The sequence below is a fragment of the Corallococcus aberystwythensis genome, from assembly GCF_003612165.1.
In the GTDB taxonomy this organism is placed as follows: Bacteria; Myxococcota; Myxococcia; order Myxococcales; family Myxococcaceae; genus Corallococcus; species Corallococcus aberystwythensis.
Map to the genome: position 1 here is coordinate 1 of NZ_RAWK01000126.1, position 12741 is coordinate 12741.

At 70.7% G+C, this 12741-nt stretch carries 5 protein-coding genes; 4 read left to right on the forward strand and 1 reads right to left on the reverse strand.

What is annotated here, in order from left to right; genetic code table 11:
* Positions 1-268: 268 nt before the first annotated feature.
* The 3 genes from D7W81_RS21315 to D7W81_RS21325 all read left to right on the forward strand — a co-directional run bounded on the left by D7W81_RS21315 (position 269) and on the right by D7W81_RS21325 (position 9374).
* Positions 269-3853, forward strand: a complete 3585-nt coding sequence (locus D7W81_RS21315) for a patatin-like phospholipase domain-containing protein (RefSeq protein WP_120557229.1) — start codon at positions 269-271, stop codon at positions 3851-3853.
* Between the two features lie 80 nt (positions 3854-3933).
* A complete protein-coding gene (locus D7W81_RS21320) occupies positions 3934-6591 on the forward strand; it encodes an ATP-binding protein (protein WP_147445571.1) in 2658 nt (885 codons plus the stop codon).
* Positions 6588-9374 (forward strand): amidohydrolase family protein, encoded by a 2787-nt coding sequence (locus D7W81_RS21325; protein ID WP_147445572.1) that lies wholly within the window; start codon positions 6588-6590, stop codon positions 9372-9374. The genes D7W81_RS21320 and D7W81_RS21325 overlap by 4 nt, the downstream gene beginning before the upstream one ends.
* Positions 9375-9377: 3 nt before the next feature.
* Here D7W81_RS21325 and D7W81_RS21330 read toward each other — a convergent pair whose 3' ends face one another.
* Positions 9378-10505, reverse strand: a complete 1128-nt coding sequence (locus D7W81_RS21330) for a hypothetical protein (RefSeq protein ID WP_147445573.1) — start codon at positions 10503-10505, stop codon at positions 9378-9380.
* Positions 10506-10656: 151 nt separating this feature from the next.
* On the opposite strand from D7W81_RS21330, the gene D7W81_RS21335 reads away from it, so the two are divergent.
* Positions 10657-12690 (forward strand): membrane dipeptidase, encoded by a 2034-nt coding sequence (locus tag D7W81_RS21335; protein ID WP_120557233.1) that lies wholly within the window; start codon positions 10657-10659, stop codon positions 12688-12690.
* Positions 12691-12741: the final 51 nt, after the last annotated feature.

Here is a 12741-nt window from a genome sequence, read left to right on the forward strand (position 1 = left end):
CCCCACCCCGCGATGGCCCACGCCTTCATGCCCGTCATCGTCGCCTCCCGCCCACCGGAACCCGCGCCAGGGATGGACGCGGTGCGGAGGGGAGGGTTGGCAACACACGACGCCACGGACACCCGTGCGGAGGTCGCATGGGCCTGTTGCCGCCAGAGGGGCGCGCTCCTCTGCCTCCGGACGGACGGCGGTAGGGCTTCCCGTCATTGTCCGGAGGCGGGGACAGGCCCACCCATGCCCTGGGGGGCACACGGCCATGAGGAGACGGGTGGAGCCGAAGGAGGCGAAGGGACTGGGCATCCAGGGCCTCGTCGAGCTCGAGCTGAAAGCGATGGAGGGCTCGGCCCTCACTTCCCAGACGCGGACGGATGACAGCCGCGAGCCGGCGTGGATCGAGCATCCCAGCAGGAGCCTCTTCGGGCTCGCGCTCTCCGGAGGGGGCATCCGCAGCGCGACCTTCAACCTGGGGCTGTTGCAAGGGCTGGCGAAGCTGGAGCTGCTCGGGACCTTCGACTACCTCGCGACCGTGTCGGGCGGTGGGTACATCGGGGGCTTCTGGTCGGCCTGGCTCAGGCGCAATGGGCACGCCGCCGGACAGGACCCTGGCCCCTGCCGGGGGGCGGACCCCCTCTTCCCGCGGAAGCCCGAGGCGCCCTGCATGGGGGAGCCCTGCGCCATCCGCCACCTGCGTGAGTTCAGCAACTTCCTGCGCCCGCGGTCGGGACTGCTGAACTCCGACACGGGACGAATCGTCGCCTCCGTGTCGAGCGCCATCATCCCCTCACTGCTGGCGGCACTCTCGCTCCTGGTGCTGGGGGTCCTTGCCTGGGTGGGGCTCGCGTGGGCGGCTCTCCTTCCGGGGCGGGTGGCGTGGCCCGGCGGCTTCGCGCGGGGGCTGCCGTGGCTCCTGCTGTTTGTCCCGCCCCTGTGGGCATGGCGCCGGAAGCGCCTCGAGGCCAGGCTGGCGGCCTGTGCAGGCCTGCTCGGCGCGCTGTGCCTGCGCGGCGGCTTGCTGCTCCTCTTTGTGTTGACCGCCGTGGAGTTGACGCAGGGCGAATGGTGGTGGCGAAGAAGGGAGCTGGCGCAACCCGGCGAGGATCGGCTCTCGGCGGAGGGGTCGGGCGCCTATCTCCTGGCGGCCGTGTGCGCCGTGGGCCTCACCGTTGGCTTCGGGGGGCTCTTCGCACCCGCCGCGAGCGCGCCGGACGTCTCCGGATGGAGGGTGCTTCGGGCCCTCTTCACACCCGCCGTGGCGTGGGGCGCCGCGGCGGGCGCGCTCATCCTGGGCCGCTTCCTCTTCTCGAACCTGGGCCGGGGCAGTGGGCAACCCTCCTGGATGTACGGCTTCGAGCGAGCCATCAGCCGGCTGCTCACGAGCGCCGCGCTCTGGGCGGGCATGGCGTCGTGCTGGCTCGCGGGGGCGTGGCTACAGCGGAAGTTGTCGGGGTCTCCCCTCTCCACCGTGGGACTGGCCACCTTCATCAGCTCCCTCATGGCCGTGCTCGCCCGTGGGCAGAAGCTCATCAGTCACCAGCCGAGCAGACCTGCCCTGCCCGGCAAGCGGGAGCGCTGGATACCGGTGTCGCTCAGGCTCCTTGCCAGCGCCATCGCGGTGCTGCTCCTCGTCGGGGTCGTGGCCCTGGTCATCCAGGCGCGGTTGCACGGGTGGCTCACGTGGCTGTTCGTGGTGGCCGCCGCGGCCACCCTCGCGACGCTGCTCTGCTTCGAGACCACGCGGGTGGGCCTGCACAACTTCTACCGGGCCCGGCTCGCACGAGCCTACCTGGGCGCCACCAGTCCTGGCGGTGGCGCGGCGCGGCTCTCAGGCGCGCGCAAGGGGGATGACCTCCTGCTGTCGGAACTCGCCGTCCCTGGCACGCCGCTGCGGCCCCTGCACCTCATCTGCTGCGCGGCCAATGACCTGCGGCCTCCGGACCCGCTGTCCAACCTGGAGCGAGGGGCGCAGAGCGCCGTCCTCTCACCCGTGGGAATGAGCGTGGCCGATGAAGCCCACGTCTGGCATCCCGCCGGGACGCGGCGGCGCAATGGAGGGGCGCCCACGCTCGCCGCGGCGATGACCGCGTCAGGCGCGGCCTTCAACTCCAACATGGGGGGCCACTCCAAGCGTCTCGGGTCGGCCGTCACGTTCCTGATGAGCGCCTTCAACCTTCGCCTGGGGCTGTGGTGGCCGCACCCGACGCGTGGCCGTCAGCGTCGCTGGTTCGAGGCGCTGCCCATCGGGCTTCCGTTCTACAAGGAGCTGTTCGGCATGTCGCGGGCCCAGGACCGCGACGTGCACCTCTCCGACGGAGGGCACTTCGAGAACCTGTCGCTCTACGAGCTGGTACGCAGGCACTGCCGCTACATCCTCGTCTCGGATTGCGGCATGGATCCGGATGTCGCCTGCGACGACTTCGGCAATGCCGTGCGGCGCGTGCGCGAGGACTTCGGGGTGGAGATCCGCATCGACCTGTCGCCGCTGCACCCGGGGCCCAACGGGCGCGCCCGGCAGCGGATGGTGGCCGGAGACATCCACTACCCCACGGGGGACGCCGGGGTCTTGCTGATGATCAAGCCCACGCTGACGGGCGATGAGCCGGCGGATGTCGCGCAGTACAAGGCGCGCAACGCGGCCTTCCCGCATGAGTCGACAGGGGACCAGTTCTACGACGAGGCCCAGTGGGAGTCGTACCGCCGGCTGGGCGAGCACGTGGTCGAGACCGCGTTCCTGCCCGTCACGAGCCAGCCCGACTGGCGCATGCTGGAGGAGGGGACGCGGGGGGCCGCCCTCTTCGCCTGGGCCCGCCGGGAATGGCTCCCCCTGCCCGCCGGGTACTCGGACCGCTTCGCGCGGCTCGCTTCGCGCGCGGCGGAGATCGACGCGTTGCTGCATGCGGCGGGGACCCACCGGCTGCTGCGGGAAGTCTTCGAGGAGGAGGTGTTCGTCGCAGGCCTGTCGCGGGAGCAGGGGGATGGCGTGCGAGAGCTGGCCGCCCGGCCCGAGGCCCTGGACATCACCGGCTCGCTGTGGGCGAGCCGGCAGGCCCTGCTCTTCATGGAGGAGGTGTTCCTCCGCGAGGACCTCGCCCAGGAGTACAACCATCCCGCCTATCTGGGGTTGATGAACTACTTCGCGCGCTGGGCGCACGCGCCGCTGTTCCGGATGTGGTGGCCACTCCTGAAGGCCCTGTATCCGCAGCGCTTCACGCGCTTCCTCGAGACGCAGTTCGGTCTTGCGCCGCGAAGGCGCGCGGAACCCCATGTGGAGCTGGAACGGGACAGCCCGGCCCCGACGGGACTGGCGATGTCCAGGTGGACGCAGGAGCGGGGCAGGCTCCAGCTGACGGACGGCGCGCGGCTGCTCTCCTTCGTGCACCCGGTCCGCTACGGGGACAGGGACGTCCCCATCCAGCTGGCCCAGGTTCGCGTGTACATCCAGGAGGCGTGGACGGACGGCGGGCTCGCGGCCTGGGACGCGAGCGACTTCTTCGTTCCGCCCGGCTTCTGGGGCTCCGGCATTGGCGAGGCCTTCCTGCGCGCCCTCGTCCGCTTTCCTGAGTGGGGCAACGGCCAACGGCACCTCGGCCCGGACACGCGGGTGTCCCGCCTGGCGGTCCACCTCCACGGGAGCACGAATGCATCCGCCAGTGAGATGAAGCGGGAGGCGGACGAGGCCGTGCTCTATCGCTCCAGCGGGTTCGAGGAGCCGGACGGCACGGAGCGGGACAAGCTCTACGCCATGCGTCGCTCGTCCTGGGGCAGAAGAGGGCAGCCCGGGGACTACCAATGTGAAGGAGGGAAATGCCCCTGCCTGTGGCTGGTGCGAAGCGTCGCCGCGAGCCCGGGTGCCTAGATGTCTGCGCGAAGCGTGACACCCTGCCTGACTCCAGGGCGATTCGCGCGGCGGTGTCCCCTGGCCATCCTCCCAAGGCCATGGCCACGACACCGAACGATGCCCCGGAGGCGGGCGCGCAGTATCTGCCCACCCCCCTTCCGGAGGCCCGGGCCTTCGTGTGGGCCGACCTGCTGACTCCCACCCAACAGGGCCTCCGGGAGCTCTTCTCCTGGCTGGAGGCCGCCTGCAAGGGCCCCGTGGACGCCGCAGGAGTCAGCGCCGAACATCTCTCCACCAGCCTGCTCGTCTCCGGCGCCCGGGGCTCCGGGAAGACCACCCTCCTGCTCAGCGCCGTGCAGGCCCTGCGGGACTGGAAGCGCTTCGTCGGCGGGCCGGGGCGTCCCGAGATGGCCGCGCTGTCGCGGACGCTCGAGCGCCTTGAACGGCGCATCCTCTGGCTTGAGCCGCTCGACCTGGAACCCGTCCCGTCCCAGGCCAACCTGCTGGCCACGCTGCTGGTCCGCGTGCGGGCCGCGCTGGACCATCCCCGGCACGCGAAGGGCGCTCGCGGCGAGTCGTCGCGGTGGGCCTCTTCCATCCTGGAGGAGGGCGCGGAGGAGACGTGGGGGAAGCTGGATCACCTCATCCGCGATGCGTCGTTCATGTGGGAGGACATCCCGTCCACCACCGATGCCCGCGTGCGCGCGGAGCAGCAGATCCGCGCGTCGGAGATCTTCGCCAACTTCCAGTCGCGCTTCGCCGACGCCATGGAGGACGTGGCCCGGACGCTGTCCATGCCGCGCTTCGGCGCGTCCGGCGGTGAGCAGGTGCTGCTCGTGCTGCCCATCGACAACGTGGACCGCAGCATCGAGCACCTCTACAACATCGTGAAGCTCACGCGCATGGTGGCCAGCCCCCACCTCTGGTTCGTCCTGGCCGCCGGCCACCAGGAGTTCCAGCGCTTCATGGAGCGCTCCTTCCAGAAGGAACTCATCGTCTCCGGACAGGCCGGCATCGGTTCTCACGGCCAGGAGGAGACGCTCGCCATCGCCCGGCGGCAGGCCGCCACCACGCTGCGCCGCGCGCTGCCGCCCAGCTACCGCATCGCGCTGGAGCCGGTGGAGCCCCATGAAGCCTGGCGCTTCCCCGTGGATGGGCAGGGGGAACGGCTGGGCTCACTCCTGCGGCGCATGAAGCTGCCGCGCGGCCGGCGGACGGAGTCGCCGGTGTTGGACTCCTTCGCGGACCTCTTCGACATCGAGGGCCGGTTGACGCCCGAAGTGGCTCGCTGCTACCGCGAAGCCCTCCGCTCCGACGGCGAGGAAGCCAGCGAAGCCGGACCGCACCCGGGCGAGCCGCTCCTCCACCACGTCGGAAGGCTTGCCCTCACGCTGCCCGCGCGCACCCTGCAGGACCTCTGGCACTCCGTCCGGCGCGAGGTCCTGTGCGCCGCCGCGCCCGCGCCAGGGGCCGGGTCATCCGCCGCTCCCGAGGAGGGCGAGGCCGCGGTCCGCGTGGCCGCGGAGATGCTGCGCAACGCCATCGACGAAAGCGACCTGCCGGCCTGGGCGAGCGAGCAGCTGCACCACCGGATCCTCCGGCATGACGACCAGGGCCGCATCTGCCTGGACCTGACGGGCAAGCCCATCCACCGCTCCAAGCGCACCAGCCTTCATGGTGTCCTGCAGGGACCGCCTCGCGCCCCGGTTGGAAACGGGACGGGCGCGCACGCCCGGGTGCTGGGCACGGAGGTGCACCTGCGCCGCTTCCATGAGGTGGTGCTGGAGCTGGAGGACCTGGACGGCTCCGGCCGCGCAGCATCCCTGCCCGCGAACGTCACCGGCTGGTTCATGCTCCTGCATGACGTGCTGATGCTGTTCGAACGGCCCCGCGTGCTGAGCGCGGACGTGACGCCCTTCGAGATGAGCCCGGAGCTGGTCGTGACCGTGCACGAGCTCTGGGCGGGGCATGCGCAAGGAGAGCCGTTCATCCAGGCCGACTTCTGGTGGACGCCCCCATCGTGGAACACCTTCATCGAGTTCGCCGTCCTCACCGCGCAGTGGCGCGCGTTCCTCGTGCGGTTCTCCAAGGGGTTCCTCACCGCCAGCGACGGGCAGGACCCCGTGCTGCGTGCACGCTTCATCCAGGCCGCGTGGGTGGAGAACATCTGCTCCGTGGCCGGGCTGACGCTGGGCCAGTGGGACTGGGGGGGAGATGCACAGGGGGGCGCCGTGTCCGCGCTGCGAGGCCCGGGGCTGGCCGCCGCGCTGGCGCCGTATGAACAGCGGGTGCGTGACACGGTGTCGGAGCTCGTCACGCGGATCCGCGAGCACAGCGCCGGGTATGACCGGCTGTGGACGGCGCAGACCTGGCTGCGCAACACGCTGCCCCTCCAGGTGCTGCCGGAGTTCGCGCTCGCTCCCGGCACGCGAGGGCTGCTGTGCCAGCCGCCGGGACGGGCCCTCGCGGGCGGAGGCTGGGACACCCTGATGCAGGACTGGCGCACCCAGGCGTCCCGGCTGACGGCCTTCCGGCAGCAGCGGGTACGCGACGCGGTGAACCGCTCCAGCGCGGCCGGGTCGCTCCGTCAGGCGCTCGGCGCGGGCGGCGGGCGCGCGTCGGACACGTACTACGGCTGGCTCGACACCGTGGCGGAGGCCTGGTTCACCGTGGTGGACCACGACGGTGATCCGCTGGCGGAGGTGCTGGGCACGACGTCCCGCCTGGACTCCACGCCTGGCGAAGAGCGCACGTGAGCCGCGAGGGCCCACGCCCACCGCCGGGCAACCTGGCCCCGCGACGGGTCCCGGAGGCCTACGTGCGCGCGGAGGTGGCCAGCTTCCCGCTGACGAGCCTCGGGGCCTTCCGCTCGGCCGTGACGGAGCTGGTGCCGTCGCTGGACGCAGGAGCGGGCGAGCCCACGAGGGCGCTCTGGCGCGAGTGCGAGAAGACCCTGTCGGAGCACGCCAGCGGCTGGTCGTTGGACCGGATCATCGCCGTGCGCGACGCGTTCTGGTTTCCCTCGCGGGGGCACATCAGCCACCGGCGGGCCCCGCGCCAGGGCGTGTCGATGCTGCACTACCTGCGGCACCTGGCGGACACCCACCTGGAGCGCCGGCCCGGCGTCACCGTCATCTTCCAGGGCACGGGCGCGGAGGCGGTGGAGGCGCTGACGCACTACCGCTGGCTCACCTTCGCGATGCCGGAGGACCTGTTGCTCGCCGCCGTGCCGGTGGAGCCGCCTCCCACGCGCGTGGACATTGAACCGCCCCTGCTGGTGCGCCACCTGCTCGACCGGGGCGTGGCGGAGGTCCACCACCACGTCGGCGCGGGCATGGACTTTCCGCTCCTGTGGACGTCGCTGCTGTCCGCTGTGGGCGACCCGGGGCTGGATCCGCGCATGATGGCGGGGCCGGGGCTGCCCTTCGATGACGCGGAGGTGCTGCTGCGCTGGCTGATCGCGACCGCGGTGACCCGCTGCGTCCTCGCGGAGGTCCTCCTGCGCCGCGAGACGCCTCCGCTGCTGGAGTTCGTGCGCGGCCTTTCGGAGTCCCAGGCGTGGCTGCCGCAGCGGCGGCGCGTGCTCTCGCGGGCGCTGGAGGCGCTCTCGCGTGGACGCCGGGAGGTCCTCCCCGCGCTGGACGAGTTGCGCGGCCTCTACGAGGACCTGCATCCGCTGGCCGCCAGCAACGTGTCCGATCCCCCGAACACGCTCGCCGAGGTGTGGCGGCGGTGCGACCCCGTCTCATTGCGGCTTCGGCTGGGCACCCCCAATGGAGGGGAGCGCTGGCTGGTGCGCGCGGGCCTGAAGCACCTGGCGAGCCTGGAGCATGCGGGCATCCACGACGTGCACTTCGACCGCCTCTTCTGGCAGGTCCAGCGCGTGCGGTGCCTCAGCTACCGCGCCTACGTACAGCGGCCGCTCACCGCGGGGCTCCAGTGGTTCATCCGCTTCTACGGACGGCCGGGCTTGATGAAGCGCCCCTTGCGCGCCGTGCGCGCGGAGGTGTCCTACGCGGTGGCCGGAGGGGAACAGCCCATCGCCGCGCTGGAGGTCCGCACGAGCCTCGCGAATGATCCCGTACGTATCGCCGAGGAGCTGGCCTCCCTGATGCAGTCCTGGCGGGGCGTGCTGAGCCGTACGGGGGAGCGCGACGTAGGGGGGCGCCCGCCGGAGTTCGGCGTGGTGATGCACCTCATCAAGGCCCGCGACCCGGGGCGGCACTGGATGCAGGGGCAGCCTCCCGCGCACGGCATGGGCACCTACGCGGAGCCGGTGCCCGAGGGCCGCGTGCGGCTGGGCGGACGGTTCTCGGACTACTTCGCCGCGCAGTCGGTGCAGGTGGAAGCGCTGGTGGACCTGTTCAAGGCGGTGCCGTTGTCGCTCTGGCTGGTGCGGGGCCTGGACGTGGCGTCGGACGAGCTGAGCGTGCCCACATGGGTGCTGGCGCCGCTGTACCGCTACGTGCGGTGGGGCGCCGCGCGCGCCGCGACGAGGCTGGAGGCACGGAACGCGCCGCCGCTCCGGCTGACGTCGCACGTGGGCGAGGACTACCGGCACCTCATGGAGGGGCTGCGCCGCATCTACGAGAGCGTGCACTACCTGCTGGACCGCACGGGAGGACGGCTGGGACACGCCACCGCGCTGGGCGTGGAGCCCGGCATGTGGGCCGAGTCCGTGGGCGCGGTGATGATGCCCGCCGAGGACCGGCTGTGGGACCTGGTCTTCGAGTGGCGGCTGTACGGCGACTACCGGCTGCCGCCAGCGCTGGCCGCGGAGGCCCCCCCCGGACGGACACAGCGGGTGGAGAACCAGCTGCGCGAGCTGTCCGAGTCCGTCTTTGGAGATTGCGTCCCGCCGCACGTGCTGGCCGAAGCGCATCACGTGTTGCACAACCTCTGGTGCCCGCCGCTGGCGCGCGAAGAGGGCGGGGTGGGGCTGGATGCCTTCAGCCGCACCTTCCACCGGCTGAACTGGAGCCGGGTCCTCAACGCCGAGCACGTCCGGAGCCTCCTCGTGGCGTACCGGGAGGACGAGCGCGTGTTCCAGCGCGGGCAGCAGCTGGTGGACATCCCACTGGATGCCTCGGAGGTGGACGCGCTCCGGTCCGTGCAAGACGCGATGCGCCGGCACGTGGGCGCGCGCGGGACGGTGGTGGAGGTGAACCCGTCCAGCAACCTGCTCATCGGCAACATGATGGACCTGCGCAACCATCCCATCCTGCGGCTCAATCCCCCGCGCGCGGAAGAGGGCGCGCCGCCGCCGGTGCCCATCGCGCTGGGCGCGGACGACCCCGTCACGTTCTCCACCTTCCTGCTGCGCGAATACTCGCTGCTGCACGAGGCCGCCCGCAGCGCGGGCTATTCCGAGCGGGTGGTGCACGAGTGGCTGTCCACCATCCGCCAGACGAGCATGGACGCGCGCTTCACCGCGGCCTGGCGGCCCGGCCCCCTGCAGATGGCGGATGAGTTGCTGTACGCGCTGGCCCGCTTCACCCGGAGGGTCGTGCGCCGCCCGGAGGCCCACGCGCCCGCTTGAGCGTCACGGCTTCGGTGGCGCCTTGGCGGGAGGCGGCGCCGTGCCCGTGGGATTGGATGGCGGCAGCACCTTCTCCGACTGGCCCAGGAGCCGGCCCAGCACCTTGTCCATGATGGAACTCAGGAGCTTGTCCGCGGACCAGCCCGCGACGACCGCCAGCGCCATCAGCGTGAAGAACACGGCCTGCTCGTCGCTCACGACGATGTGGAGGATGGCGGGGCTTGCGTCCCCGGACATGCTGCTCTGCCTCGTGTCCACCGACAGCAACATGCGGGACTGCTCCAGGAAGAGGAGCATCAGCGCCGCGAACGCGCCAATCACGGGCTTCACCATCAGGTGGTAGGCGAAGAAGCGGCTCGTCGCACCCGTGGCGACGACGAAGCGCTCCTTCGACAGCATGTTGGAGACGATGGCTCCGGAGCCCCCCGCCAGGCCCACCAGGAGCAGCCCCCTGGGCACCAGGTCCTGGGGCCAGGTCTTGATCAGCGCCGGAGAGAGAATCAAGAAAGAGGCGATGAAGACCGCCAGCAGCAGCAGCGTGCTGAAGACCTGCAGCGTGACGTTGATGGAGAGCTGCCAGAACGTCTTGTCCACCTGCTGATTGACGGTGTCGAGCGCGCCGCGCAGCACGTTGCGGCAGTAGCTGGTCTGATCCTCGTCGAGGGGCGGGTCCTCCCTCTCGATGAGCCTGCGCACGCAGCGGGGCAAGGGGCCGCTCGTCTTGTCCTCACCGAGCCAGAGCTGGCTCCGCCCGGAGTCCTTCACCCGGCGCTCGAACTGCTGTTGGATCTCCAGCGCCCGGGGCACCAGCATGTCCGCGGGCATCACGAGCAGCAGCAGCCCGTCCATCTCGTGGATGAGCTCCCAGAAGGAGAAGGACCAGCGGCCCAGGGGCTTGTCCAGGCACCACCGGGCGGCCTCCAGCTTCTCCTCGCACTGCTTCAGGATGGCCTCGGCTTCGGGCCTGTGGACCTTGCCGCTCTGGCACAGCTTGAGGAGCGAGGCGTTGCTCTCCACCCTGTTCCAGAGCAGCTGGGTGGCCGAGCCGAACCCCCGCCGCTTCCGCCTGAAGCCCACGCGCTTCAGCAGCTCCGGCAGCGAAGGGTCGGGGAGCGTGTCGGTGGCCGCCATGAAGGACACATGGCCACGGCGCGAGCACGTGACAACCCACCGGGCCGCAGTGCGTCAATGTCATGCGTCACCACGCTTAGGCCGTGAGATTTGATTAGCTGGAACAGGTGCTGCTACGCCCGGTGCCCCTCCACCCGGAAAGGTGCCCCGCATGTCGCGTCGCTCCCGAATTGTCTCAAGATATCTGTTCTCACCCCTGCTCGCGGCCACGTCGCTCGCGCTGGCCTGCGGGCCTGTCACCGACGAGCCGGCCGCCACACCGGAAGCGCCCGCGGAGGTGGCCCAGCCGCTCGCGGTGAGCGGCTTCGCGGAGATGCACCACCACATGTTCGCGGAAGAGGCCTTCGGCGGCGGGTGGTTCCACGGCGGCCACACCGGCACGCTGGCGAGCTGTGACGGCGGCATGCCGGAGAGCGACCACGCGCGTGTCCGCATGGACCTGCGCGACATGCTCAACCTCTGTCCCAACGCCGGCAGCGTGAACCTGGGCGGCATCCCCATCCTGTCCGACGTCTTCGGCGTGGGCGGCGCGGTGGCGTCGGAGGTGATTGGCCAGGTGGAGGGCACCGAGGGCGACACCGGCCTGCACCTGGGCCGCATGGAGACGCCCACCCAGTGGCCGCGCTGGGACACCATCGCGCATCAGCAGGCGTGGGAGGGCTGGCTGAACAAGGCCCGCCAGGGCGGCATGTCCCTGGTCATGGTGTCGCTGGTCAGCAACGAGTTCCTCTGCAAGGCGCTGCCGTACCAGAACCTCAAGCGGCCCTGTGACGAGATGATGGACGTGGACGTCCAGCTCCAGATGGCCCGCGACTTCGACGCGCGCACGGACTGGGCGGAGATCGCCCTGTCGCCCGCGCACGCCCGGCAGATCATCTCGCAGGGCAAGCTCGCCATGGTGCTCTCCATTGAGTCCAGCAAGCTCTTTGGCACCAAGGACTGGCGCGCGGAGTTGAACCGCGTGTACTCGCTGGGCGTGCGCTCGTTGCAGCCCGTGCACCAGCTGGACAACCGCTTTGGCGGCGCGGCCCCGCACAACGCCATCTTCCAGGTCGCCCAGTTCCTGGAGAACTGTCACATCGACACGGACTGCGGCCTCACCGGCAACGGCTTCACGCTCGGCTTCGACGTGGACGCCAACTGCAAGAACACCAAGGGCCTCACCGCGGATGGCAAGGCGCTGGTCCAGGAGATGATGAACAAGGGGATGCTCATCGACATGGCCCACATGTCCGAGAAGAGCGTGAACGACGCGTATGCCCTGTCCCAGGGCCGGACGTACTACCCGCTGTACATCTCCCACGGCCACTTCCGCGAGGTGATGAACCCGGAGCTCGCCGCCAACGAGAAGACGACGCCTTCATGGGTGGTCCGCTACGTGCGCCAGACGGGCGGCATGTTCGGCCTGCGCACCGCGCACGACGAGACGCGCAACTACAACCGTACGCCGGTGGCCAACAACTGCCAGGGCTCCACGCGCTCGCTCGCGCAGGCGTACGAGTTCGGCCGTCAGGGCCTCAAGGTCAACATGGGCTTCGGCGCGGACCTGAACGGCTTCATCCAGCAGACGCGCCCGCGCTTCGGTGACTTTGGCGCGTGCTCCGCGGGCTTCCGTGCGGAGGCCGATGCGCAGGAGGAGCAGCAGCGCACCGGCGGCCCGGCGCCCCTGGGCACCGACTTCGACGTGTACGGCCTGGCGCACGTGGGCCTGCTGCCGGACGTGGTGAAGGACCTGAAGCAGCTGGGCGTCAACACCACGGGCCTGGAGGGCTCCTCGGAGAACTTCATCCGGATGTGGGAGCGCGCCAACACCCCCCGCACCGGCATGGCGGACGCGGCCAACGACATCGACACGGGCGGCGTCGACCCCTACGTCGCCAAGGCCACCCGCGAGGCGGCGTACCCGAAGCTCTGTGGCAAGGCCTATGCCCCCGGCACCAAGCTGGTGTCGGAGACGTGCCGGTTCGATCAGGAGTGCAAGAGCGGCGCGTGCAACGCGTGGGACGACTGCGGTGATGTGCCCGGCGTCTGCACCTGCTCCGTGGACTCGCACTGCGCCACGAACCAGTTCTGCGGTTGGGGCACCAACGCGGGCAAGTGCGTGAACAAGCGGGCCAAGGGCTCCATCTGCTCCTCCGGCCGCGAGTGCCAGTCCGGCAAGTGCTCGTGGCTGATGTGCACGTGAGTTCCCCGCAATGAAACGGCCCCCGGGATCCTGAGGATCCCGGGGGCCGGA

Excerpts from the sequence above, each read along its gene's own strand:
- D7W81_RS21335 (WP_120557233.1), top strand. The coding sequence starts at position 10,657 with ATGTCGCGTCGCTCCCGAATTGTCTCAAGATATCTGTTCTCACCCCTG.
- D7W81_RS21330 (WP_147445573.1), bottom strand. The coding sequence starts at position 10,505 with ATGGCGGCCACCGACACGCTCCCCGACCCTTCGCTGCCGGAGCTGCTG.
- D7W81_RS21320 (WP_147445571.1), top strand. The coding sequence starts at position 3,934 with ATGGCCACGACACCGAACGATGCCCCGGAGGCGGGCGCGCAGTATCTG.